The organism is Helicobacter japonicus (assembly GCF_000762845.2).
GTDB lineage: Bacteria > Campylobacterota > Campylobacteria > Campylobacterales > Helicobacteraceae > Helicobacter_C > Helicobacter_C japonicus.
The window spans coordinates 1-25,889 of sequence record NZ_JRMQ02000006.1; the positions used below are offsets into that span (position 1 = coordinate 1).

At 35.9% G+C, this 25,889-nt stretch carries 26 protein-coding genes; 16 read left to right on the top strand and 10 right to left on the bottom strand.

Features of this window, described 5'->3' with window-relative positions; translation table 11 throughout:
• Positions 1-401 precede the first annotated feature (401 nt).
• On the top strand, positions 402-1,031 hold the full coding sequence (locus LS65_RS05295; protein WP_034361202.1) for an outer membrane beta-barrel protein: 630 nt from the start codon (positions 402-404) through the stop codon (positions 1,029-1,031).
• Between the two features lie 58 nt (positions 1,032-1,089).
• On the opposite strand, the gene LS65_RS05300 is transcribed toward LS65_RS05295, so the two are convergent.
• Both LS65_RS05300 and corA read right to left on the bottom strand, forming a co-directional pair.
• The gene (locus LS65_RS05300) at positions 1,090-1,812 is read right to left on the bottom strand and encodes a TerC family protein (protein WP_034361201.1); all 723 of its coding nucleotides are present in this window, start codon (positions 1,810-1,812) and stop codon (positions 1,090-1,092) included.
• A complete protein-coding gene (gene corA / locus LS65_RS05305) occupies positions 1,812-2,780 on the bottom strand; it encodes a magnesium/cobalt transporter CorA (RefSeq protein WP_034361200.1) in 969 nt (322 codons plus the stop codon). The genes LS65_RS05300 and corA overlap by 1 nt, the downstream gene beginning before the upstream one ends.
• 152 nt (positions 2,781-2,932) lie before the next feature.
• Here corA and pgsA point away from each other — a divergent pair, with 152 nt between their 5' ends.
• From pgsA to LS65_RS05345, 8 genes are all read left to right on the top strand, one after another.
• Positions 2,933-3,478 carry a CDP-diacylglycerol--glycerol-3-phosphate 3-phosphatidyltransferase gene (pgsA, locus tag LS65_RS05310; RefSeq protein ID WP_034361199.1) on the top strand — a complete coding sequence of 182 codons (546 nt, stop codon included), beginning with the start codon at positions 2,933-2,935 and terminating at the stop codon, positions 3,476-3,478.
• Complete coding sequence (rseP, locus tag LS65_RS05315; RefSeq protein ID WP_034361198.1) at positions 3,475-4,548, top strand: RIP metalloprotease RseP; 1,074 nt, start codon at positions 3,475-3,477, stop codon at positions 4,546-4,548. Before pgsA ends, rseP begins: the two co-directional genes overlap by 4 nt.
• 9 nt (positions 4,549-4,557) lie before the next feature.
• Positions 4,558-5,226, top strand: a complete 669-nt coding sequence (locus LS65_RS05320; RefSeq protein WP_034361196.1) for a YggS family pyridoxal phosphate-dependent enzyme — start codon at positions 4,558-4,560, stop codon at positions 5,224-5,226.
• Complete coding sequence (locus LS65_RS05325) at positions 5,223-5,603, top strand: hypothetical protein (RefSeq protein WP_034361195.1); 381 nt, start codon at positions 5,223-5,225, stop codon at positions 5,601-5,603. Before LS65_RS05320 ends, LS65_RS05325 begins: the two co-directional genes overlap by 4 nt.
• Positions 5,604-5,629: 26 nt before the next feature.
• Positions 5,630-6,943, top strand: coding sequence for a DUF3298 and DUF4163 domain-containing protein (locus LS65_RS05330; RefSeq protein WP_034361193.1), 1,314 nt, complete (start codon positions 5,630-5,632; stop codon positions 6,941-6,943).
• 6 nt (positions 6,944-6,949) lie between these two features.
• Complete coding sequence (locus tag LS65_RS05335; protein ID WP_034361191.1) at positions 6,950-7,690, top strand: YaaA family protein; 741 nt, start codon at positions 6,950-6,952, stop codon at positions 7,688-7,690.
• A gap of 77 nt (positions 7,691-7,767) precedes the next feature.
• Complete coding sequence (gene oadA, locus LS65_RS05340; RefSeq protein WP_034361944.1) at positions 7,768-9,567, top strand: sodium-extruding oxaloacetate decarboxylase subunit alpha; 1,800 nt, start codon at positions 7,768-7,770, stop codon at positions 9,565-9,567.
• Between the two features lie 16 nt (positions 9,568-9,583).
• Positions 9,584-10,729: an aminotransferase class V-fold PLP-dependent enzyme gene (locus LS65_RS05345; RefSeq protein WP_034361189.1), complete on the top strand. Its 1,146-nt coding sequence runs from the start codon at positions 9,584-9,586 to the stop codon at positions 10,727-10,729.
• Between the two features lie 7 nt (positions 10,730-10,736).
• On the opposite strand, the gene LS65_RS05350 is transcribed toward LS65_RS05345, so the two are convergent.
• A complete protein-coding gene (locus LS65_RS05350; protein WP_236096647.1) occupies positions 10,737-11,501 on the bottom strand; it encodes a DUF3943 domain-containing protein in 765 nt (254 codons plus the stop codon).
• A gap of 205 nt (positions 11,502-11,706) precedes the next feature.
• On the opposite strand from LS65_RS05350, the gene LS65_RS05355 reads away from it, so the two are divergent.
• Entirely contained in the window at positions 11,707-12,279 is a 573-nt protein-coding gene (locus LS65_RS05355) for an adenylate kinase (RefSeq protein ID WP_034361187.1), read from the top strand.
• A gap of 6 nt (positions 12,280-12,285) precedes the next feature.
• Here LS65_RS05355 and LS65_RS05360 read toward each other — a convergent pair whose 3' ends face one another.
• Positions 12,286-13,074 carry a histidinol-phosphatase HisJ gene (locus LS65_RS05360; RefSeq protein ID WP_034361185.1) on the bottom strand — a complete coding sequence of 263 codons (789 nt, stop codon included), beginning with the start codon at positions 13,072-13,074 and terminating at the stop codon, positions 12,286-12,288.
• 129 nt (positions 13,075-13,203) lie between these two features.
• Here LS65_RS05360 and LS65_RS05365 point away from each other — a divergent pair, with 129 nt between their 5' ends.
• The 5 genes from LS65_RS05365 (at position 13,204) to LS65_RS05385 (ending at position 17,177) form a co-directional block, all read left to right on the top strand.
• A complete protein-coding gene (locus LS65_RS05365) occupies positions 13,204-13,647 on the top strand; it encodes an META domain-containing protein (protein ID WP_034361183.1) in 444 nt (147 codons plus the stop codon).
• An 11-nt stretch (positions 13,648-13,658) separates the two neighbouring features.
• Positions 13,659-14,252 (top strand): YigZ family protein, encoded by a 594-nt coding sequence (locus LS65_RS05370; RefSeq protein WP_034361181.1) that lies wholly within the window; start codon positions 13,659-13,661, stop codon positions 14,250-14,252.
• Positions 14,253-14,305: 53 nt separating this feature from the next.
• Entirely contained in the window at positions 14,306-15,340 is a 1,035-nt protein-coding gene (locus LS65_RS05375; protein ID WP_034361179.1) for an aspartate-semialdehyde dehydrogenase, read from the top strand.
• Positions 15,341-15,349: 9 nt separating this feature from the next.
• Complete coding sequence (hemE, locus tag LS65_RS05380) at positions 15,350-16,369, top strand: uroporphyrinogen decarboxylase (protein ID WP_034361178.1); 1,020 nt, start codon at positions 15,350-15,352, stop codon at positions 16,367-16,369.
• A 178-nt stretch (positions 16,370-16,547) separates the two neighbouring features.
• Positions 16,548-17,177: an outer membrane beta-barrel protein gene (locus tag LS65_RS05385; protein ID WP_138129783.1), complete on the top strand. Its 630-nt coding sequence runs from the start codon at positions 16,548-16,550 to the stop codon at positions 17,175-17,177.
• A 285-nt stretch (positions 17,178-17,462) separates the two neighbouring features.
• Here the strand turns inward: LS65_RS05385 and aspS are convergent, their stop codons facing one another.
• Both aspS and LS65_RS05395 read right to left on the bottom strand, forming a co-directional pair.
• Entirely contained in the window at positions 17,463-19,208 is a 1,746-nt protein-coding gene (gene aspS / locus LS65_RS05390; RefSeq protein ID WP_034360534.1) for an aspartate--tRNA ligase, read from the bottom strand.
• Between the two features lie 46 nt (positions 19,209-19,254).
• A complete protein-coding gene (locus LS65_RS05395) occupies positions 19,255-20,223 on the bottom strand; it encodes a chemotaxis protein (protein ID WP_034360531.1) in 969 nt (322 codons plus the stop codon).
• Positions 20,224-20,321: 98 nt separating this feature from the next.
• On the opposite strand from LS65_RS05395, the gene ligA reads away from it, so the two are divergent.
• Positions 20,322-22,280: an NAD-dependent DNA ligase LigA gene (gene ligA / locus LS65_RS05400; RefSeq protein ID WP_201274336.1), complete on the top strand. Its 1,959-nt coding sequence runs from the start codon at positions 20,322-20,324 to the stop codon at positions 22,278-22,280.
• A gap of 95 nt (positions 22,281-22,375) precedes the next feature.
• On the opposite strand, the gene LS65_RS05405 is transcribed toward ligA, so the two are convergent.
• The 4 genes from LS65_RS05405 to LS65_RS05420 are packed head-to-tail and all read right to left on the bottom strand — an operon-like array spanning position 22,376 to position 25,889.
• Positions 22,376-23,020 (bottom strand): NanQ anomerase/TabA/YiaL family protein, encoded by a 645-nt coding sequence (locus LS65_RS05405; protein WP_034360525.1) that lies wholly within the window; start codon positions 23,018-23,020, stop codon positions 22,376-22,378.
• Between the two features lie 14 nt (positions 23,021-23,034).
• The gene (gene dapE, locus LS65_RS05410; RefSeq protein WP_034360522.1) at positions 23,035-24,231 is read right to left on the bottom strand and encodes a succinyl-diaminopimelate desuccinylase; all 1,197 of its coding nucleotides are present in this window, start codon (positions 24,229-24,231) and stop codon (positions 23,035-23,037) included.
• A 1-nt stretch (position 24,232) separates the two neighbouring features.
• Positions 24,233-25,240 (bottom strand): glycosyltransferase, encoded by a 1,008-nt coding sequence (locus tag LS65_RS05415; RefSeq protein WP_138129784.1) that lies wholly within the window; start codon positions 25,238-25,240, stop codon positions 24,233-24,235.
• On the bottom strand, positions 25,233-25,889 hold the full coding sequence (locus tag LS65_RS05420) for a flavin reductase family protein (RefSeq protein ID WP_052061009.1): 657 nt from the start codon (positions 25,887-25,889) through the stop codon (positions 25,233-25,235). Before LS65_RS05420 ends, LS65_RS05415 begins: the two co-directional genes overlap by 8 nt.

The window sequence follows — 25,889 nt, forward strand, 5'->3', positions numbered from 1 at the left end:
AGAGAATGTCAATATTGCTAATTCTAGTGCAGAGATTAGTGAGAGAGTAGATAAGGTAGCTAAAGATATATTAGATGATGTGAATAAGAAGAGGTTTTAGCCCAATCAAACTCTTAAGTATATAAGATTAGTGAGTAAAGTGCTGCTTACTAATCTTTGACTTCATTTTCTTTTGCTTTTACACACACATAAATATATCATCTTATAAAAACACACTTCACAAACGCCTTATCCTAGTTTATCTCCCAACAACAATCCCCTTTATGTTTATTGTTACACTTTTGCATATAAAGTCCAAATGTAACTTCAATTCTTTTGCTTTTAAGCAAAAATCGGGGGGGGGGGGGGGCTAAAATTGAAACTGCATTTAATGCAAATTTATTCTCATAAAGGTGGTTTCAATGAAAGGTAAAAAAATATTAATAGGTTCAGTTGTGGCTTTAGCATTATCAAGCTCCGCTTCTTTGGCTGAAGAGAATGGTGTGTTTTTTGGTGTGGGTATAGGGCACGGCGCAGGAAAACAAGAAATGGTAGAATCTGGAACAAAAGATAAATTAGTAGGGGCTGGGGCAAGTTATGAAATTATTGCTGGTTATAAGCAATTTTTTACCCCTAATGTTGGATTGCGTTATTATGCAAACTTCACTTATGCAAATTTTAATAATGAGAATCCGGGCAAGACAACTATAATGAATTATGGTGTGAATGTTGATGCTCTTTTTAATTTTATCACGAGTGAGAGTGCAAACTTTGGCGCATTTGTAGGTGTGGGTGTAGGCGGAAATACGATTGATAGTAAAGATTTGGACGATATAGAAGTGTTAGGTATAAACCTTAAAAAAACAGGGCTTGATGTGAGTTTAAATCTTGGTTTGCGTAGCGTGGTAGATACTAAACATAGTTTAGAAGCCATAGCTCGAGTGCCTTTAGTTGCCATGACATTATTTGATGGAAATGTGGCAGGCACTCAAGCAAAATTTACAGCTTCTCGTAATTACAACATCGGTGCGCGCTATATTTATAACTTCTAAGCATTATAATTCCCTTTAAGAATTTAAAAGTCTTAAGGGGAGTTTATGCGCTATACCCTCACTTTTGTTTGCGTGATTTGATAAAGTAAATATTGAGAATCTCTACGCTTAAAGAAAAAATAATAGCAAAATAAATATATCCTCTAGGTATATGAAAATGCGCACTATCTGCTATGAGTGTTACACCCACAAGGATAAGGAATGAAAGTGCTAAAGTCTTGATACTTGGGTGAGATTCTATAAAATGCGAAATGCCTTTTGAGGCAAAAAGCATAACAAATACGCTTATGATAATGGCAAGTATCATTACAGGTAAAATATCTACCATACCTACTGCTGTAATAACAGAATCGAGCGAAAATACAATATCAAGCACCATAATTTGCACAAGCACTAAACCAAATGCACTATAAGGTTTTGTGTTATTTTGATTGTTTTGCTCTTCTTCTATACTCATTGAGTGGATTTCGCCTGTAGCTTTGTAAATTAAAAATAACCCACCCAAAAAAAGCACAATGTCTCGTCCGCTCACAGCAAAATCAGCAATATAAAAAAGTGGTGCTGTGAGTTTCATTACCCAAAAAAGTGAGACTAAAAGAGCAATTCGCGAGAGCATAGCAAGCATTAAACCAAAAATTCTAGCCTTTTCGCGTTGGGATTGGGGAAGACGTGCAATGATAATTGCAAGAAAGATAAGATTATCAATGCCAAGCACGATTTCTAAAAATACAAGCGTGCCTAGTGCTATCCACGCGTGAATATCCCAAATCCAATCAAGCATTAAATCCAACCTTTTTTCTTAAAGTAGATAATAGGGAAAATGGTGGATAGAATCATAATGATTAATACCACAGGATAGGAAAAATCCCAATGAAGTTCAGGCATATTATCAAAGTTCATACCATAAATTGTGCCAATAAGCGTTGGGGGCATCATCGCTACTGTTACAACGGTGAAAAGCTTAATAGTTTTGTTTTGTTCTATATTGATTTGATTTGTGAGAATGGTCTGAATATTATCGAGTGCGTGCATATTGACTGCGGTAAATTCTACAAGTGAATTTAAGTCTTTTAAAACAATGGTAATATTCTTTTTTACATCAGTATCGGCTTTATCACTTTTAAGCACTGCGGTAATGGCTCGTCTTTTGTCAAAAAGAGAATCTCGCACACTCATATTTAATTCTTGCAATGAGGAAAGCTCTTCAAGCATTTCATCATAATTTATCACTTGAGAGTTAAATACTCTTTTGCGTAATGCACGGGTATTTTTTGCAGCAGATTCAAGCAGGTCGGCGTCTTTTTCCACGCGTATTTCAAAAATTTTACCGAGCAAATCAAAGCCGTCTTCAAAAACTTTAGGCGTAGCAAGGACAATATCTTGAATCTCATCAAATACTTTAAATTCACTATAACGGATTGTTAAGAGAATATTTTTGCAAATCAAAAAGGTAATTGTTTCGTTATGCAAATCAGATTCGCTAGAGCGCACAAGGAAATAGGTATTAATGGTAATTGTTCTACTATCTTCCCAGTAACGCGCTGATTGTTCGATTTCTTCTCGTTCTTCCTTGCTCGGCATTTCAATATTATAAGTATTTGAGATGTAATTCACTTCATCGTGGGAGGGTTGAAATAAGTCAATCCATAGAATCTTATCGTGTTCGTGGAGCATTTTCACTCTTTCATCGCTTAGGTGTAGGCTTTCACGCACAATTAATCCATTGCGTCTAATGAATATATTAATCATTGTATCCTCCTTTATATAAAGTGATATGGCAAAAATAATAGCGTGATTGTAGCAAAAACTCGCACAACTTTTGATACTTTATGTATTAAGTTAAAGAATCCAGTGTAGAATCTGTCGAAAGTTACATATTTTGAGGCATTTAAGGGAGAATAGTGAAGCATTTACCTAATTTTTTAAGTATTTCACGGATATTGTTAGCAGTTTTATTGCTTTTTGTGGCGTTACATTATGATATAATATTGCCTCATTATGTTGATAAGAGTTGGGTGAATTATCTTACTTGCCTCATTTTTTGTATAGCTTCATTAACAGATTTTTTTGATGGCTATATTGCGCGTGAATACAAGGTGCATTCTCGTTTTGGAGAGGTGTTTGACCCTTTAGCTGATAAAATGCTCATTCTATCGGCTTTTATTGCTCTTTTAATTTTAGATAGAGCTTCTCCTTGGGCGGTATTTCTAATACTCTCAAGGGAATTTTTTATTACTGGATTGCGCGTAATGGTGGCAGGAAGTGGTGCAAGTGTGGCAGCAAGTAAAAGTGGCAAATACAAAACAGGTGTGCAAATAACAGCAATAGCATTTTTGTTAGCAGATTTTTTTCCCGGTGGAGAGGTGTTGCTATGGATTGCCGTAGTATTGACTTTATATTCTGGGGCTGATTACACAATCAAATATGTTAAGAGTTTAAGTATATGAGTATTTTTATCGCATTACTTATCTTATCTTTTCTTGTTTTCTTTCACGAGCTAGGACATTTTATTGTAGCGCGTATGTGCGGTGTGAGCGTAGAAGTCTTTAGCATTGGGTTTGGTAAAAAAATTGCAAGTATGTATATAGGGCAAACACAATATGCCCTTTCACTTATCCCTCTTGGTGGCTATGTAAAATTAAAAGGACAAGATGATGCTAATCCAAAAGCCCGCAATTATGAGGTAGATTCATATTTGAGCAAGAGTCCATATCAACGTATTGCAATTTTGTTAGCAGGACCATTATTTAACTTGCTCCTTGCTTTTTTTCTGTATATGGCGGTAGGTTTAGGTGGGAAATTAAGCCTTTTGCCTGTGATAGGAGAAGTGAAAGAAAATTATCCCGCCTACTTGGCTGGTATGAAGACAGGGGATAGAATCTTAAGTATAAATGATAAAGAGATTAAAACTTGGGAAGAGCTAGATTCTGCCATTGTGAATGCACAAGGGGCATTGCTTGTTGCCTTGCAAAGAGAAGTGAATGCAAATCCACACATTATAAACCTATTTGAAGTCATACTTACTCCAACACAGCAAGAGACAAAAAATATTTTTGGTGAGACAATTACGCGCAATATGATTGGTATTTCAAGTAGTGGTGAGATGGGTATAGTGCAATATAATTTTTTACAAAGCATAGGCTATGGATTTAATGAGACCCTGAAGGCTTCCACACTTATTATACAAAGCATTATGAAACTTATAAGTGGTGTCGTGCCAAGTAGTGAAGTGGGTGGCGTTGTGAGTATAGTGTCTGTGATAGGTTCAGCTTCACAGGATAGCTGGATTATGCTTTTTTGGCTTACTGCTCTTATTTCTGTGAATCTAGGGATTCTTAATCTTTTACCAATCCCTGCACTCGATGGAGGACATATCATCTTTAATTGCTATGAGATTATTATGAGGAAGCCACCGAGTGAAAATATTGCTTATTATCTTACATTGTGTGGGTGGGCAATACTTTTTGGTTTAATGTTTTTAGGATTGTATAATGATATTTTTCGTTTATTATCGTAAGGAAAGAATATGTTAGCTTTGAATCTTGAACGCATTTTACGTAGAATTGAAAGGGCTAGATTAGCCTATAGTCCTCATCAAATCATCTCGCTTGTTGCAGTAAGTAAGTATCAAAGCACGGAGCAAATCCGCGCCCTTTATGAATGCGGACAAAGAGCATTTGGCGAAAATAAGGTGCAGGATTTACGCGCAAAAATTGAATCTTTAGATGACTTGCCTTTGGAGTGGCATTTTATTGGGAATTTACAAGAAAATAAAATCAATACATTTCTTTCTTTAAATCCTACACTTTTGCATAGCTTAGATTCTATAAAGCTCGCTCTTGCTTTGCAAAAACGCTTAGGGGAGCGCAAAATAAGAGCATTGCTTCAAGTCAATGCTGCAAATGAGCCAACTAAAAGCGGCGTGAGCGTAGAATCTGCTAAGGAGATATATGAGCAAATATGCGCCACTTGCCCGAATATCAAGCTTGAGGGTATAATGAGTATTGGCGCACATAGTGATAAAAGAGCTGATATTGAAAAGAGTTTCAAGCTTACTCGTGATGTGTTTGATAGCCTAAAAGACAAGGGAGCTAGGATTCTCTCTATGGGTATGAGTGGGGATTTTGAAATAGCCATTGCCTATGGAGCAAATATCGTTCGGATTGGTTCAAAATTATTTGAGGAGGCAAAATGAGAATTTTATTGAGTATTTGTTTATGTATATGTGGTGTTTTGGCACAGAATCACCAGCTTACAAAAATTATGCAGGATATGGAATATGCAATGGAGCAAATGCAAAGAGGATTTTTGTATAACAAAAAAGAGTGGATTGATGCAGGACTTAATGAATTTAAAGAACTTAACAAACAATTAGCACGTGTTGATTCTAACCTCTACCTTAAAGAAAAGCGTGATATGAATGTTGCTAATAGAATTGTAAGTAGCAGTGAAGAAAATATTGATATGCTAGAGCGATTTTTAAAGCAAGATGATATGGTAAAAAGCGTTGATACGTATGGGCGTATTTTAAAGGCTTGTGTGAGTTGTCATATTATTTCACGTGGTTGGTAGTTATTTTACAATAAAGGGAGGGCATTATGAAATTTTCAAGTCTAATATATATTGTTTTGGGGATTCATTTAGGTTTTATTTTAATAGGTTGTGGAGATTCTAAAGATTCCCAAAAGAAGCAAGATTCTCATATAGAGCAAGAAAATCAAAGTAAAAATCAAAAAGCTGAGTGGGAAAATATTGCCAAACAAGGTGAATCTGTAAGAAATTTACTAGGACTCCAAAAAAATAACACAGCTTTTTATGTGCTAAAAGGCAAGGTGGGTGATAAGGAGCAAGTGGGGTATTTATCTATGTGGGAGGATAAAAAGGGTGATATAGATATAGAATCTAGCATAGAGAATATAGAAAATGACCCTGAAAAAAGAGACACGGTTGATTTAAAGCAAGATAGAAGAGATTTTCCTTTAATGATTACTATTGTTTTGCCAAATGTATGGAATGAAGCAATGGAAGAAAATGAACATTTTATATCATCGCTTGATTCTCAAAAGATTACTTTCAGTAAAGATGAAAAAGGACTTTTAAAGGTAAGTGGTGTATGGGAATATGATGACCCTCATATTGAAGGTTGGCGACAAAAAAGTTATTTTGCAGGAGAGAAATTTAGCTTTATTCAAGATGATACATTGCCTTTAAATGAGGTAACTTTCGTGCAGGAAAGCTATACGCAATCTATTGAAAAAGCAGATAGGCAAGTTGTTTCATTTAAATCTACTTACAAAAAGCCTATCATTTTGCCCTCATATAATCCTAAGCTTGAAGTTAAAATTATAGAGAAACTCAACACACAGCTTGCAGAGGGAGCAAAAGATGAACTAGAGTTGAGAAAGCGGTTGAAAGCAAGAGCCAAGCAGGATTTTAAGATATATAGCCAAGAAAAAGACAAGTTTGATACAGAATACGCGAAATTATATCGTGTAGATTTGATAGATTCACATATTATATCGCTAATTAAATTTTCTTATGTCTATGGGGGAGGAGCACACGGGGTATGGAACACACAAATGGAAAGTTATTCGTTGCAAAGTGGCGAAAGATTATCAAGCAAATTAGAGGATTTGTTTCTTTTAGATGAGAAAAACACAAATGCACTTTTGCAAATACTCACACAAAAACTAGAGACACCAAAATATAAAGAGAAACTTTTTGAGGAGAGTTTGCCACTTAAAACATTGCCACAAACTTTTTTTGTTACACCACAAGGTATAAGATTTGTATGGCATCTTTATGAGATTTCTCCTTATGTTTATGGAGAAATAGAACTTCATATTCCATATAATGACTTAAAATCTTTTGTCAATCCCTCCTCGCCTTATGCGTATTTGTTTGTATTATAATAGAAAATGAGTATAAAAATCCTCTTTAGTCCAAGTGAGGGCAAAAATAAGCCTCAAAATATGACAAAGACTTTGCATAATGCTTCTTCTTACATATTAGATTCTCAAGCAGTGCGTGAGTATATGGTATTTTTGCAAACTGCAAGTGAAAAAGAAATTGCTTCACTTTTTGGGAGTAAGATTCTTGATATGCACGATTTGGCTCTTTCTCAGAATCTCCTTGCTTCCCCAAGAGTAGAGGCTATTAGACTTTATAGTGGTGTGGGGTATAAAGCACTTGATTTTGAAACCCTAGATTCTAAAGCACGAGACTATCTCTATAAAAATCTCTATATTTTTAGTAATCTTTTTGGTGCAGTGAGGGCAGATGAGCCTTTGCCATATTATAATCTTCATCAAGGTAAGGGTATAGGAGCTTTTAACTTAAAAAATCTTTATGTAAATTCAAAAGCTAAAATTGATGAAATTTTAAGCGGAGAAGAAGTGCTTGATTTACGCGCTGAAGCATATATAAAAGCTTATAAATGTGAATATGCAAAGCAATACTGCCAAATCGTATTTTTAAAAAATGGCAAAAAAGTAAGTCATTATGCAAAGTTTTATCGTGGTATTTATGCTCGTGCCATAGCACAAAAGGCAATTTCTCATCTTGATGAATTGCTCACTTTAGAGATTGAAAATCTGCATTTTTGCAAAAAAGAATATATACAAAATGCTACAATATTGACTTATGAGGTGCTCTCTTAGTCTATATTTTACCATTCATAATGCCAAATACGATAGAATCTAGCATATTTAGCAATTTCAAATATGAAGGTGAAAAAATGATTAAAATCACAGAAAATAGTTTGCGAGATGGACACCAATCACTTTTAGCTACTCGTATGCGCACACAGGATTTAATCGAAGCAGCAAAAATTTTTGATGATATAGGATTCCATAGTATGGAAGTATGGGGCGGTGCGACTTATGATACTTGTTTGCGTTATCTTAAAGAAGATCCTTTTGAGCGATTGAATGAATTTAAAAGAGTGTGCGTTAAAACACCATTGCAAATGCTTTTAAGAGGACAGAATCTTATTGGTTATAGGCATTATGCAGACGATGTTGTAAAAGAGTTTATAAAACTCTCTGCTGAAGCAGGTATGGATATTTTTAGAATCTTTGATGCCTTTAATGATGCTCGTAATCTTAAAGTTTCTATTGAGAGTGTAAAAAAATATGGCAAACACGCACAAGGTGCAATTTGTTATACAACTTCTCCTGTGCATACAATTTCAAGCTTTGTAGATTATGCAAAGGAACTTGTATCAATGGGTTGTGATTCTATTGCAATCAAGGATATGGCAGGCTTACTTACACCATTTGCAGCTTATGAGTTAGTAAAAGCACTTAAGGAAGAGATAGGTGTATATTTGTGTTTGCATACGCATTCTACCGCAGGTTTTGCATTCGGATCACATTTGAAAGCAGTAGAGGCTGGAGTTGATGTGCTAGATTTGGCAAATTCAGCTTTAAGTGAGGGCACAAGCCACCCTTGCACACAATCTATGGTTGCTACACTTAAAGACACACAATGGGATACTAAGCTTGATATATCCTCTATGGAGATGGCAGCAGAGATTTTGCGTAAAAACCGCCGCAAGTATAAAAAATTTGAATCTCAATATAATCAAATTGATACACGGGTGCTTGTTAGCCAAATACCTGGTGGTATGATTTCAAATATGGCTAATCAGCTCAAAGAACAAAATGCTCTTGATAGAATGGAAGAAGTAATGCAGGAGATTCCGAATGTGCGAGCAGATTTTGGTTATGTGCCTTTGGTAACGCCTTCAAGCCAGATTGTTGGCACTCAAGCAGTGCTAAATGTGCTTATGGGAGAGCGATATAAGACTATCACAACTGAAACACGTAATGTAATTAAAGGGCTATATGGACGCACACCAGCACCTGTAAGTGATGTATTGCAAAATAAGATTCTTAATGAGGGTGAAAAAATTGTAAGTGTGCGTCCAGCAGACTTATTAAAGCCTGAATTGCAAAAAGCACAAGAAGAAAGCAAAGCATTTGCTAAAAATGCGCACGATGTTATATCTTATGCAATGTTTGGTGCTATTGCACAGACTTTTTTACAAGAGCGTAACGCAAATGCACTCAATCCTGAACCTTTAGAATCTTATGAAGAAAAATGTGATGATAAGCTACCTAAAGAATTTGAAATTGTTGTCAATGGAGAGCATTATGCAATTAAAATTGAGGGTAGTGGTGAAAAAACAGATGAAGTGCGTCCATTTTTTATACGCGTTGATGGTGAGTTGAAAGAGGTTTTTGTCGAAAGTATGAATCCTGCTGGAGGAGGCAAGGTTGTCAAAGAGCATAAAGCAGGTTCTCTGCCTCAAGCTACTACTTCTGGACACGCCAAGTCACCAATGCCTGGCACACTTACAAAAATTAAAGTAAATGTAGGTGATAGAGTAAAACAAGGTGATACTCTTGCAATTGTTGAGGCTATGAAAATGGAAAATGAGGTGCTTTCTCCGATTGATGGTGTGGTAAAAGAGATTTATGCTACTCAAGGTATGCAAGTGGGGAGTGATGTAGCGATTATGCTTCTAGGTTAAAAGAAGTATAAGAGTAATGATTTATTTTGATAATGCCGCTACTTCTTTTCCTAAACCCTCGTGTGTCATTGAAGCAGTAAGGGATTATCTTTGTAATATAGGAGCTTCTCCTGCTAGGAGCGCACATAGATTATCCATAGAATCTGGCAAGATTCTCTATGAGACGCGTGTAGGCTTAGCAGAGCTACTTCATCAACCAAATGAAAAGCGAGTAATTTTTGGTGCAAATGCTACAACTATGCTTAATAGCGCACTTTATGGTTTGCTAAAAAGCGGTGATAAGGTAGTTAGCACAACATTAGAGCATAATAGTGTGGTGCGTCCGCTTGAAACTTTAGGGCGTAAATATAATGTGAATTTTGATTTGCTTCAAGCCTCGCCTACTTGTGCGCTCAATATGCAAGAATTGGAATCTAAACTTAATGGAGCTAGGGCTTTTATCTGTGTGTATGCAAATAATGTGAGTGGTGCTGTGTTACCGATTAAGCACTTTTATAATCTCTGCAAGGCATATAATGTTATTTTTATTCTTGATGCTTCTCAAGCAGTAGGGCATTTGCCATTAAATGCAGATGATGCAGATATTATTTGTGCTTCTTGCCATAAGGGCTTATATGCACCAAGTGCGCTTGGTTTTATGAGTTTAAATCCGCATTTTGATGAAAATATGCTTGATAGTTTTATGCAAGGAGGTAGTGGCTCATTGAGTGAAGAAATTACTCACCCTTGCACTTTACCCGATAAATATGAGAGTGGCACACCAAATATGTGTGCCATTGCTGGACTTAGAGCAGGGTTAGAATGGATTAAAGAGCGTGGAATTGAGGCTTTACATACTCATCAAATGACATTGCGTAAATACCTCTATGAGGAATTAAAGAATCTTAATCGTGTAAAAGTGTATGAGGTTGAGGGAAAATGTGTTGGGAATCTTGCTTTTAATATTGAGGATATGTATCCTTCAGAGGTGGGTTTAAGACTTGATAGGGAATTTGAGATTCTTACACGTATAGGGTTGCATTGCTCACCACTTACACATAAAAGTATAGGAAGCTTTGATAAGGGTGGAAGTGTGCGTATAAGTGTGGGGGCATTTAATACTATTGAAGAAGTAGAATATACTATAAAAGCAATAAAGAAGATTGTAGATTCTAAAGTGTGAGTAAATTTTAGAATCTCATAGTAATATACATTTGCATACCGCTGCCATTTTTACCATTCAATGGCATAACTATACCTTGTATGTCGTTTTTGTTTTGCACACCAAAAAATCTTGCTAAGCCGGTATTTTGCAAAAGGAATCCCACTGGGTCCATAAGGAGTAAAGTGCTTTTGCCTAAGATTCTAGAGCCTAAAAGTCTATCTTGATTGCTGTGTATATGAAGTGTGGCACGATAAAACAATTCTCCAAAAATTGAGCCAATCGCAGGAGTAATAACAAGGTCTTGCCACGAGGGCACTTCTGCAAAGGCTTCAATTCCATACTCCCAAAAAAATGTAGAAGCAAGCACACTATAAAGAGCAGATTCAGCCCAACTAAATCCTGCTACACGAGGTTGCATATAATACACTGCACCCCAATAAGGGTGTGTAATCCAATTTAAAAACCAGTCATCAGCATCAACTACTGGTCCTTGTGAAACTTTTCTACGCCAATTTGCATCAAGATTTGCTATTTCTTTTTTATCCCAATTCGTAAAGGATTCAGGCATAAGATAAAGCGCACCTGCACCTACAAGTGTGCCACCAAGTATGATACCTGTGCTAACGCCAAGATAAGCAAATTTATTACTTGGTTGATAATTATAGGGATTTGTGTAGGGAGTGGGATTTTGAGATTGCAATGAGGCATTATCAAAATCATCACCAAAGAGCATAAAAGGAATAAGTATGAGAGTAAAGAGCAAACGCCATTTCGTGTATGTTTTTGTCATTTTTTTCCTTAGGACTTCAATAACTTGATATAAGGGTGAAATTTGTATTTTTAGAATGAGCAAAATTTTGTAAAATTTTTTAGTATTATATAAAGATAAGGTAACAAGTATTTAAATGCCTTTTAAAAGAACTTTCGTATATTCTCTTAAGATTCTATAAAGTATAATCCTTACTTCACTTTATTTCTAATCCTAAGGAGAGAGAATGAAAAAATTGTTTTTGATTATTGGCGCACCCGGTTCTGGTAAAACTACAGATGCACAACTTATAGCTAAAAATAACACAGATTGTATTGTGCATTATTCTACTGGAGATTTACTGCGTGAGGAAGTAGCAAGTGGTAGTGAGCAGGGTAAAATTATTGATGGCTTTATCAGTAAAGGTAACCTTGTGCCGCTTGATATTGTTGTAAGCACAATTGTGAATGCTATAAGTAAGGCTCCTAAAGATGTGATTATTATCGATGGTTATCCTCGTAGTATAGAACAAATGAAAGCCCTAGATGAAAAGCTTAAAGTTCAAACTCAAGTGCAACTTGTTAGCGTGATAGAAGTGCAAGTGAGTGAAGAAGTAGCTCGTGAGCGTGTTTTGGGAAGGGCGAGGGGAGCTGATGATAATGTAGAAGTATTTAATAATCGTATGAGCGTATATCTCACACCACTTAAGGAAATAGAATCTTTTTATCAAAAAGCAAATGTGCTTCAGACAATCAATGGCGAACGCAGTATTGAAGAAATCGTAGCTGAAATGGAAAGCTTTGTAAAAAGTAAGATATAAGTAGCATCAAAAAGCCACACTGATTGGCTCTTTTTGTTGAAAATAAAGAGCGTGTGTATAGCCAACTTTTTTAGCCAAAGCGCATAAAGATTCGTATTTAAATCCAATATGTTCAACCGCGTGAGCATCAGAACCAAAAGTAATGGGAATCCCTTTCTTAAAGGCTTCTTGCAAAATAAATTCACTCGGATAACATTCATTGATAGGTTTGCGCCAGCCTGCAGCATTGATTTCAATAGCAAGGCGATTATCTGCAATAGATTCTAAAGCATCATTAAGTTTAGGGAGAACAGATTGAGGCAATGTATGTCCAAAAAGCTTCAGTAAGTCTAAATGTCCTACAATTTGAAACAATCCACTTTGTGCCATAGCACTTATAGAATCTAAATAATCCCTCCAGCACTGCTCTATATCGCGTTTAGCGTATTCACCGATAAAAGCAGGATTATCAAAACCCCAAGTATCCAAAAAATGCACTGAACCAATGAGATAATCAAAAGGCAGTGAAAGCAAACAAGATTCTATTAAATCCTCTCTATGCAGAATATAATCTACTTCCAATGCGCTTAGAATCTTGATATCTTCTTTAAATTTTTTTTGTAAAGCAGTAATTTGCTCACAATATTGAGGCAAATCTTCTTTATCCATACGATATTCTTCATCAAATGCCATAGGAGCGTGGCAAGAAAAACCAAAAATATCAATACCTTGTGCGATTGCTTGAGTAATATATTGCTCCATTGTGCCTGTGGCGTGGTGGCAAAGTGTTGTGTGATTGTGCAAATCAATATGCATAGATATTCCTTAAGTATTAAAATATATGATTTTTTAAGCTTTTTGATATTTATTTATAATAGGATTCTATAATGCTTTGCTTACAAATGGCTTAGAAATAAATCAAAGAGACTATTATTAGGTATATTTATGAAACTTAAAAAAATATTATTTTCGAGTATGGTATTAATGTGTATAAGTGGTTGTTTTGTCGATGTGATGCGGCACGAAAATGAAGAAGCACTTTTTGGTGATGGGAAACAATGGCGTGTATATAAATTTGTTCTCAAAGATGGGCGTGAATTTACACCTATGTGGGAAGAAGCCAAATCAAATATGGCTTTTGATATTAGTGAAGATAAGATTTTTGGTGTAAGTGTATGCAATAATTATTTCGCATCTTTTAAACTTAGGGGCAAAAAGCTTCAAATTAGTGATAGTGGTGCTTCACGGCGTTTGTGCTTTTCTGAAGGAAGTGGAGTGTATGAATTTAATTTTGTAAGAGGCTTACAAGGAGAATTTGTTGTAAAAAGAAAGGGCAGGCAAATGGAGCTAAAAAGCAAAAATATTACATATTATTTAGAGATGATGTAGCAATTTATACAATGAAAATACTTCTTTCTCAAGTGGAGGGTGGTTTTGAATCTAAAGGCTCTAAGTTTTTGAGTTTTCTCACTCCTTTTTCTAATTTTGAGGCATTATCTCTTACTTTACGCACAAAACACCCAAAAGCAGTGCATTTTGTGAGTGCAAGTAGGTATTTTGATGAATATTATCATATTATAGAATCTTTTGATGATGATAAAGAACCTAGAGGAAGTAGTGGTATGCCAAGTTTGAATGTATTACGCGGGGAGGAGATTATCAATGTTGGCGTAATAATCGTGCGCTATTTTGGCGGACAATTACTTGGTGTTGGCGGACTTGTTCGGGCTTATACTGCTGCTACGCAAAATGCTATAAAAACCGCTAAAACACATAATCTTTTGCAAGATTTTGTGATGAGCGAGAATGTAGAATTAGAGATTCCATATAATAAGCTTTCTTTATGTGAGTATGAAGCACAAAAAAGGGGATTGCGTGTGTATAAAGATGAATTTTTAGTTCAAAGTGTAAAAATAAGAATTGAGGGAGATAGGAACATTTTAGAAAAATTTTTGCACCAAAGATGTATAGAGGATTTAAAAATTATCCATTAATTGAAAAATTCTTGTTAAACTGCGACTTATTTTCAGCTTAAGAAGGATTGTTGATGAAAAAAGCACGAGAGTATGTTGTTGCTGTTGTTGGGGCAAGTGGGGCAGTTGGAGAAGAAATTTTTAGAGTGCTGGAAGAATGCAAATTTCCTGTGAAAAAGATTGTCCCACTAGCAAGTGAGCGCAGCGTAGGTAAAGAGATAGAATTTGCTAGAAAAAAATATAACATACTCGAGACGACACACGAAATTTTTGCTAAAGAGGGGGTAGAAATTGCCTTTTTTTCAGCAGGAGGTGCAGTGAGTGCAGCTTATGCTGAAAGTGCAGCAAAGGCTGGAGCAGTAGTGATAGACAATACAAGTCATTTTCGTATGGAAAAAGATATACCACTCGTCGTGCCTGAAGTCAATCCTCAAGATATAGCACAATGGCGGAAAAAGGGTATTATCTCAAATCCAAATTGTTCCACGATTCAAATGGTGCATATTTTGGCTCCTTTGCATAAGGCATTTGGCATCAAGCGCGTAGATGTGAGCACTTATCAAGCGGCAAGTGGTGCAGGAAAGCGCGGTATGGAAGAGCTTGTGATGCAAATGCAGGCATTTTTTGCCTTTAAACTTGATGAAGTAGAGGCTCAAGTCTTCCCTCATCGCCTAGCACTTAATGTGATTCCACATATTGATGTTTTTATGCCTAATGACTATACCAAAGAAGAAATGAAAATGATTAACGAGACTCATAAAATTATGCACACAAATTTTGCAGTGAGTGCGACTTGTGTGCGTGTGCCTATTTTGCGTAGTCATAGTGAATCTATAAGTATTCAGTTCGAGCAAGAAGTGAGCGTTGAGAGGGCGCGTGCAGTTCTTGCAGATGCACCTAGTGTGGTGCTTTATGATGACCCTGCGCGTCATCGCTACCCAATGCCAAGCTTTGTAAGTGAGACAGACCAAACTTATGTGGGGCGTATTAGGGCGGATAATTTTGATAAACACATCTTACATTTATGGTGTGTAGCCGACCAAATTCGTGTAGGTGCAGCGACAAATGCAGTGAGAATTGCTATAAAATGGGCACAAATGCAGGATTAAGGAGAAAAAATGATTTTTGTTGATGCGTGTTTGAGAAAACCCACACCTTATACACCCATATGGCTTATGCGCCAAGCTGGGCGATACTTGAGCGAATATAAGCAAACTCGTGCAAAGGCTGGGAGCTTTTTAGATTTATGTAAAAATGTGCCACTTGCCACAGAAGTAACATTGCAGCCTGTGGAGATTCTTGATGTTGATGCAGCAATTTTGTTTAGCGATATTTTAGTGCTTCCTATGGAAATGGGATTACCTTTAGAGTTTTTGGCAGGTGAAGGACCACATTTTAAACACACAATAAATGTCCTAGAAGATGTGAAGTCTCTTAGAGAGGGTGCATATAAGCATTTAGAATATGTCTATGATATTGTAAGCAGCACACGCACAGCTTTACCAAAGGATAAGGCACTCATAGGATTCTGTGGTTCTCCTTGGACTTTAGCAACCTATATGATTGAGGGGCAAGGGAGTAAAACCTATGCAAAAAGCAAGGCAATGCTTTATAAACAACCACATATTCTCAAAGCTCTTCTTGAGCGATTAAGTGAGGAGCTAAAATTTTATCTTGAAAATCAAATTCGTGCTGGGGCAAATGCAGTGCAAATTTTTGATAGCTGGGCTAGTGCGCTTGAATGTGAGGTATATATGGAGTTTAGCTGGAAATATATGAAAGAAATAGCTGCTTATCTTAAAGGTAAATATCCACATATACCGATAATGCTTTTTCCTAAGGGTATCGCTGGATATTTAGATAGAATTGATGGTCATTTTGATGTGTTTGGCGTGGATTGGAGCACTCCTATACATCTTGCAAAAGAAAAACTCGGCACAAAGTATGTGTTGCAGGGTAATTTAGAGCCAGCACGTTTATATGACAGAGATTTTATGGAGCAGGGAGTTGATGAGATTCTAAAAGTTATGGGTAAAGAAGGACATATTTTTAATTTAGGACACGGAATGCTCCCTGATTTGCCACGCGAGAATGCTATTACTCTCGTGCAAATGGTAAGAGAAAAAACTAAACATTAATACTTTATATTTTATTCTTTTCTTTAAATCTATATTATATTTTACAAACTAATATGTTACTTTTATTCATATTATGAATCTTTTTAAAACTTCTTTCTTTCGCTTTAAGCAAAATTAGGAGTAGGGGCGTAGAATGAATACATTAGAGATGCAAAATTAATTCTATAAGGTGGTTTTAATGAAGAGCAAAAAATTGTTAATAAGTTTAATCGCAGCTTTAGTATTATCAAGCTCTACTTCTTTGGCTGAAGAGAGTGGTGCTTTTGTCGGTATAGGTATAGGACACGGTGCAGGGAAAAGGGAATGGACAGAGCCTGGAGTAAAAAATAAAGCAGTAGGTGCTGGGGCAAGTTATGAAATTATTGCAGGATATAAGCAATTTTTTACCCCTAATGTTGGTTTGCGCTATTATGCAAATGTTACTTATGCAAATTTTTATGATGAGAATCCAAGCAAAACAACCTTAATAAATTATGGAGTGAATGTTGATGCACTTTTTAATTTTATAACAAGTGGAAGTGCAAATTTTGGTGCATTTTTTGGTATCGGTGTAGGTGGGAATACTATTGACAATGGGGATTTTAGTCAAGTAGAATCAGCTGGCGTAAGCCTTAAAAAAACAGGGCTTGATGTAAGCTTAAATCTTGGTTTGCGTAGTGTCATTGATTCTAAACATAGCCTAGAAGCCATAGTAAGAGTGCCTTGTATTGGTATGACATTATTTGATGGAGACATAGGAGGCAATAAAACAAAAATTGAAGTTACTCGTCAATATAACATTGGTGCGCGCTATATTTTTAACTTCTAAGATGAGAATCTAAAACTTGTTTAGCTTTCGCGCTTATTAAAGTGCGTTGGCTATCTCTTAAAAACCCAAACCTCCAAAAAGTGCTTGTTTGTGAAGTGGGATTCCATAATTCTTAACACAATACAAAACATATAACCACAACAAACTAAGGTATCATAATAATTTGTGAGTTTAGAGAAAAAAGAGTCGGTAAGCCTGTAAAAATAAAAATAATTATAACACTATTGCTCGTCCAATTAATGCTACACCACCTCTTTCAAGTCCTAAGACTTTATAATTCACTCCTTATTTTGACTCATTTTTTACGCGGATATGAAGCTCTTTAAGTTGCTCGTTATCTACTTCGCTTGGAGCGAGAGTAAGAGGACAAGTCGCCTTTTGTGTTTTAGGGAATGCAATAACATCGCGGATACTTTGCGATTTGCTTAAGAGCATAATCAATCTATCAAATCCAATGGCAATACCCCCGTGTGGAGGTGCGCCATAGCGTAATGCCTCAAGTAGAAAGCCAAATTTATCTTGTGCTTCATCAGCACTAATGCCAAGTAATTCAAATACACGCTTTTGTATAGAATCTTTGTGGATTCTAATGCTTCCTCCACCAAGTTCAATACCATTGAGCACTACATCATACGCTACAGAGGTAATCTCTTCAATATCTTCTTTATCCAAATTATTTGGCATTGTAAAAGGGTGATGTAGGGCTTTTGTTTTGCCATCTTCTTTTTCAAACATAGGAAAATCTACTACCCATAAAAATTTGTATTCATTTTCATTGATAAGATTCATATCTTCAGCAATTTTAAGACGCAATCTCCCCATATAATCCCATACTATTTTTTTAGCTCCTGCGCCAAAGAAAATAATATCGCCAACCTCTGCTTTTACGCGCGATACAAGTTCATTGAGTGCAGATTGAGAGATAAATTTTACTAAAGGACCTTTGAGTTCATTTTCTTTTACTTGAATATAGGCAAGTCCTTTTGCGCCAAATTTACGCACAAAATCTTCTGCTTCACCTAAAGTCTTGCGTGAAAAGAATGTATCGCCACCTTTGACACAAAGAGCTTTAATACGATTTGCCTTAGAATCTTGTGCAATAGATTGAAAAATTGCATTGCTTGAATCTATAAATAAATCCCCCACTTCTACAAGCGGCATACAAAAGCGTAAATCTGGTTTATCGCTCCCATAAGATTCCATAGCTTCCGCATAAGGCATACGCATAAAAGGTATTTGAATCTCCTTGCCACACACACTAAAAATGTCTTTAAGTAAGGTCTCTGCCATATTGATAATGTCTTCTTGCTCACAAAAGCTCATTTCAATATCAATTTGTGTAAATTCAGGTTGCCTATCAGCACGCAAATCTTCATCTCGGAAGCATTTAGCGATTTGAAAATATTTATCAAAGCCGCTTATCATAAGCAGTTGTTTAAAGAGTTGTGGGCTTTGGGGCAAGGCATAAAATTCACCTTGATGAACGCGTGAAGGCACGAGATAGTCTCTTGCTCCTTCAGGCGTAGCTTTTGTGAGTATGGGTGTTTCTACCTCAATAAAACCCATTTTTTGCAAACTATTACGCGTAGCTATTGCGATATCAGAACGAATCTTAAAAGTATTATATGCTTTAGGGGAGCGCAAATCTAAATAGCGATATTTGAGCCTTAGCTCCTCATTTACATTTTCATCGCCAATAGCAATAGGAGGTGTGGGAGATTTATTTTCGATAATCAGTGAGCTAAGCACGACTTCTATCATACCTGTTTTTAATTTTGGATTCTCAAGTCCTGCGCCTCTTGCTCTCACCTTACCTTTTGCGACAAGCACATATTCATCACGCACACTTGAAGCAATATTGTATGCTGGGCTGTTTGGGTCGCATACGAGTTGAATAATCCCACTTTTATCACGCAAATCAATAAAAATCACTCCACCGTGGTCGCGATAAGTATTGCACCACCCACACACTTGCACTTCTGTGCCAATATATTCTGTTCCTAGCTCTGCACACAAATGAGTTCTTAGCATTATGTTCCTTTAAATAAGAATAAGATAGAGTTTAATTTAAAAAATCTTAGAAATTAACTTGCGTAAGAATCTTACGCAAAGATTGTTCGATTTCAATAGGATTTGATTTGCTAATAAACCCATCAGCTTTTAATCGTTCTGCCATTTGATGATTGCTATCACTACTCATTGATGAGTTTATAATAACAGGAATATGGCAAGTTGCAGGTGTTTCTTTAATGCGTTTAAGCACTTCAAATCCTGATACCATAGGCATTTCTAAGTCTGTAATAATTGCACCAATTTTTGCTGCTACACCCGGATTATGGAGATAATCAAGTAATGCTTTGCCATTAGGAAAACTAAAGTATTCTAAATCAAGCTTTTCGATAATTTTTTGTAGTGATTTTGCTGCTGGTTTAGAATCTTCAGCCAACAGTATAATTTTATCACTTGAAATACTACCTATATCATTGAGTTCAAGCTCATCAGCAGCATTAACTGAAGGGAAAGCTTCTGTAAGCATTCTTTCTACATCAAGAATTTGTATCACAGAACCATCATCATATTTTGTAGTAGCTGTAACTTTTAAATTCCCATCAATACCAAACTCTGAACTCTCATTAATATCGCTCCAACTTTTGTGAATAATACGTTTTACACTTTTGATTTTAAGCCCAACGGTATTATTAGAAAAATTACAGATAACTACAAGGCTTTTTTTAGTATTAAGTGAAAACTCCCTCAAATCTCTATCTGGATTTTCTCTGCTGTAATAGAGCCATCGTCTCATATCTACAAGAGGTATAGTTTCATCACGCACAGTGAGATAGCCTAGCACAATACCGCTATTATCCCCAGCAGTTTCTGTAAGCTCATTATCATAATAAATAATTTCGCGTATTTTAAATACATTCATTGCATAGAGTTGATTTGTGCCATCTTTCTCATCTTCGAGTGTAAAACAGAGGAATTGCACTTCATTATTGAGGTGAAGAGAAGTAGTCTTGTCTATTGAATCTTGCTGTCTTGCCAAAGCTTACCTCCAAAAACTAAGTAAATATTAAAAAATGATATAATTCTATCGCAAAAATACACAATATAAGCATTGAAACTTAAAATTTTAGAGGCAAAATTACTATGACAAAGCAAGAATATTACACTCAAGTGCAGATTCTAAAAAAAATGGCATATTCTTATTATGTGCTTGATGAACCTATTGCTACTGATGAGCAGTATGATATTTTATATCATCAAGTGCTAGAATTTGAAAAAGCAAACCCCACCCTCATAGATTCTAGCTCGCCTACACAGCGCGTAGGTGATATGCCTTTAGAATCCTTTAGCAAAAATACGCATTTAGAGAGAATGTGGAGTTTAGAAGATATATTTAACAATGATGATTTAATAGAATGGGTGCAGAGAATCTACAAAACGCATTCTCACGCAACTTTTACTTGCTCACCTAAGTTTGATGGAGCAAGTCTTAACCTCCTTTATCGTGGTGGGAAGCTTATAAGTGCTACTACAAGAGGAAATGGTATAGAGGGAGAACTTGTAACGCATAATGCAAGGACAATACAAAGCATTCCTCTTGAAATTGATTATAATGATGAGATTGAAATACGTGGTGAAGTAGTAATAGCTAAAGATGATTTTGAGCGTATTAATCAGGAACGTTTAAAAGAGAATCTGAGCCTTTTTGCAAATCCACGAAACGCTGCAGCAGGAAGCCTAAGACAGCTTGATTCAAAAATTACTGCAAAACGCAAACTCCGTTTTATGCCTTGGGGTATTGGTGCAGGATTGATACACTTTAGTAGTTTTTATGAAGCATTGCGTAAGATTGAGAGCTTTGGTTTTGCCCCTATACCTTTTTTAAGCCATTGCATTAATAAAGAAGAGATTGAAAAAACCTATCATAGACTTTTGTCCAAACGCAATGATTATCCTATAATGCTTGATGGTATGGTTATTATGCTTGATGAAATTACATCGCAACAGCAGCTTGGCTGGACGATTAAATCACCTCGTTTTGCTTGTGCGTATAAATTTCCAGCAGTAGAAAAAAGCTCCAAGATTCTATCTGTAACTTTGCAAGTAGGACGCACAGGGATTATCACACCTGTAGCGGAGTTAGAGCCTGTGGAGATTGAGGGTGCAATGATTTCGCGTGCGACATTGCATAATTTTAGTGAAATTGAGCGTAAAGATATTCGCTTAGGCGATGAAGTGATTATTATTCGTAGTGGCGATGTGATACCTAAAATCATCAAGCCTCTTACACATCTACGCAATGGTTCACAAAAACCTATTATCAAACCTACACATTGCCCTGTATGCGGCGAAGAATTGTTGATTGAGGAAATTTTTATCAAATGTCAAAATCTTAGCTGTGAAGCTAGGGTGATAGAATCTATCATTCATTTTGCCTCTAAAAAAGCACTTAATATTGAGGGGTTGGGTGAAAAAATTGTAGTTCAACTCTTTGAAAATAGCTTTGTGAGGAATATTAAAGATATTTATGATTTAAAAGTTGAGCAATTACTCACACTTGATGGTTGGAAGCAAAAGAGGGCAAATAATCTTATCTACGCGATACAAAATACCATAGGTGTAGAGTTATGGCGGTTTATTAATGCGCTTGGTATCGAGCATATTGGTGAAGGTGCAAGTAAAAAACTCGCCCAAAACTTTGGAATTGGTGTATTTGAACTTGAACTTTCTACAATTTTAAGTCTTGATGGATTCGGTGAGGAAATGGCATATTCACTTGTAGAGTTTAATCACGCTAATAAGATGCTTATTGCAGAGCTATTGCGCATTATTCAACCAAAAGTGGAGCTTCTAAAGGTTGATAGCAGCAATCCTTTTTTTAACAAAAGTATAGTGCTAACAGGCACATTGAGCCAGCCGCGAGATGAAGTGATTAAGATTCTAGAATCTAAGGGTGCAAAAATTGCCTCAAGCGTGAGTAAAAATACAGATTTTGTCATCTGTGGAGAAAAGGCAGGGAGCAAATTAGAAAGGGCACAAACTCTAGGTGTAAAAACACTCAATGAGCAGGAGTTTCTTGCACTTATGAAATCTTAATATCTTGAGAATATTGCTTTAGATTCTAAGAATCTAAAGTGTTTTTGGTTGCAAATTTGTTTTTTAGGGTATAAAGAATGAGATTACATAAATTGCTATAAATTAAGCAGATATACAGGCACTTTCAATACACTTTTTTTAACTTGTGCGTATTGAGATGTAGGGCTTACATATTCTTTACTTAGCTCTAAACCTCCTGCGTGAGTGTCTTCAGGGAAAAATATTGCCAAATCCCCAGCACGTAAAAGTAAATTTGTGTGATAAGGTGCATTGAGGTATGTATCAAATGGGTGTGTGTGGCTATTTTTTAGCATATTATCATTTATAGTGCTAGATTCTGTGTAAGAGCAATTATAAGGGTGATTGAATGCGTTGTTATACACGATTAAATCCTTGCGTTCATCATAGGGAATTTGCACCTCGAAGCTCTCTCTATCACCAATACTCATATATTCATATCCCTCCACCACAAGCTGAAAATCAATAAAAGCACGATGAGTTTCAAAAAAAGCATTTTTGGCACTTTTTAAGTGATAGGTTTGCTCGATTGCACGGATATTTTGCGAGAGTGAATAAGTTATTTCCTTGCGTTCCTCATTTTCTAATTTAAGATTTATGATTCTTTTGTGAATCTCATTTGCGGGATTAAGCGCATTAAGCATATATTCCCTTGCTTCTTCAAGTGCAGGGTATGTTTTAAAAAACCAATCTAAATGCGTGAGTTTGCCAATAATTGCCATAATTTTCTCCTTATTTAATGTTGGTGTAGATTTTCTGTTTTAGCACTTTGTATAAAAAGTTGCAAAAAATACTTAAAAATATCGCATAGTAAAAGAATATCACTTATTAATACGCGTTCATTTACAGCGTGGATTCTATCATTTGGCACACCAAGTTCTACAACATCTATGCCATATTGCGCAAAAAATCGTGCATCACTCGTGCCACCGCTTGTGCTTAAAGTAGGGCTAATATCGGCTATGTGCTTGATACTTTCACAGAGTAAGCCAATCAGCGCACTTTGAGAATCTGTGATAAAAGGTAAGGAATTTGTTTTCAAAGAAAGCTCATAAGGGGTTTCTTTGAAAACTTCCTTAATATATGTGCGAATAGAATCTTCATTGCTTAGGGGAGAATTTCTTACATTAAACATTATTTTAAGATTCTGTGGTGTTACATTGACGACTTCCATACCGCTGCGAATATCAGTTATCACGAGTTTGCTAGGTGAAAAATGGCAGTCTCCATTATCAAGTGCTATTCCTGCTAGTGCGCCAAGTTTAGCTCCTAATAATTCTATGGGATTTACACATTTTTCTGGATAGGCTACGTGTCCTTGTTTGCCCTCAATTTTTAGGATTCCATTGATTGAGCCTCGTCTGCCAATTTTTATCATATCGCCTGTTTTATTGATACTCGTAGGCTCTGCAACAATGCAGCTATGGGGAAGTAAATCACGCTTTTTAAGCTCTTCTAACATATATTTTGTGCCATAAGTTCCATCTCCCTCTTCATCGCTTGTCAAAAGTATAGAAACCATACAAGCAGAATCTAAAAATGTTTGTTTAAAATCTTGAGATTCTAAAGTTTCTGTAATTGCGTAAATAAAGGCACTTACACCACCTTTCATATCTTGTGCGCCTCTTCCATAGATATACTTTTCATCTTGTGCGCCACAAAATGGCTCAAAGTCCCAACCCTCACCGGTTGGGACAACATCAATATGCCCCGCAAAACAAAAGTGCTGTAGCTTTGATTTATCTATATCTTTAGGCGCAATAAGAAAAAAAAGATTCTTTACACTCTCTTTTTCTTGCTCAATTTTTAACACTTCAAAATCTTTGTTTTGTGATAGAGAATTTAATTTATTAAGGATAAGCTCATAAATCCCGCATTCTTGTGGTGTAATCGTGGGATAAGTAATGAGTTTTTGTAAAAATTGAAGAGGCATATTAATCCTTTTTGAATTTAAGGTGCTTAAGTGTATTTGTTAAAAAAGCACTTAAGTGTGGAAAATTCATTGAAAACTTTGTGTGATAAGGTGCATAAGCATAAAGAGGTTTAATACTTTGAATAATGTCAGCTTTATCTTCACTCCAAGGGAGAGTGTTTAGAATCCTCATTATGCGTTTAAGCAAGGTGCGAATACAGCGGTAATAAAAAGCATAGGTTTCATTGCTCACATATTTTTTAACATTTTCACTTAAGGGGACAATTTGATTGGCGGTAATGGCATAACTTTTTGCACTTTTAAGGAGCTTATTCATATCCCCCCCCCCTCTTGTAGTTGAAAGCAAAGACTGCCGATAGTCATAGAATCGTTTTGGGCTTATAAATACCTTTTGGGCGTAGCTAAAGCATTCTAATCCAAAAAGAATATCTTGATGAAAAATGCCCTCACAAAATCTTATATTGTATTGCTCCAAAAAATTCCTTGCAATTGCTCCCTGCCAAGTATAGGTAAAAAGCACAGCCTTTTGTTTATAAAGTGTGCTTAGTAGCTCATCACCACTTTTTATTTGCTCTGCTAAAGTGCTCATATCAAACCAAAATTTTTGATGTCCGAGTGAATGTCCCTCATCGCTAATAAGATTAAACTCTGTATAGATAATATCTAGTGAATTATCATTTTTGAAACATTTTGCATAATATTCTAAAGCTTTAGAATCTAATCTGTCATCAGCATCTATAAAAACAATATATTGTCCTTTAGCAGATTCTAAACCTTTATTTCGCGCAACACTTTGTCCGGAATTTTCTTGGTTAAAAAGCGTAATAAAAGAATGTGAATTGGCATAAGTTTTAGCTATTTCCCCACTCGTATCAATGCTTCCATCATTAATAAGTATGAGTTCAAAATCTTTATAAGTTTGAGCCAAAATAGAATCTAAACATTCTTTGAGATAAGATTCTACATTGTAGATAGGCACAATGATTGAAAAAAGAGGAGCGTTAGTCATTGGTTTTGCCTTGTTGTGCTTGATAGAGGGCAGTTTCTCGCGTGGTTTGGAGGGGATTTTTTTGCTTGGTTTGAGATGAAAGCATAATTTCAGTTCCCAAAGACTTATAAATGCGTCCCACACGTCCAATAAAATGGGGTAAAAAATGCAAATCCTGCCTATAAATCTCATCATCTATATAAAAAGACTTCACTTGCAAAAGCACACTTTTGTCTTCTCCAATTTCAAGCACATCATATAAATCGCACATAAAGGCGATTTTCACGCCTTGAGGTGCAGGTGGATAACCTGATTGTAAAAGTTCAAGCGGTATATTAAACTCACTTGCTTCACTTACACCATATTCAAGCTCGGCACTACTATCTTGCAAAGCTTGAATATGAGAAATATCGCACATACTGATTGTAGCTTTGCGTGTATTGTGGATATTTTTAAAGCTATCTTTTTCTAGCCCATCACTTTTTTGCATCATACAGATTGAAAAAATAGGCGGATTCACACTTATTGGGGCAAAAAAACTAAAAGGTGCAAGATTTATTCCACCATTTGGGAAAATACTGCTAACCCACGCAATAGGACGAGGCGTGATTGTATTGCTTAGAATCTTATAATTTTGTAAGGGTGTTGAAGTTTGCGTATCAAGTATCAT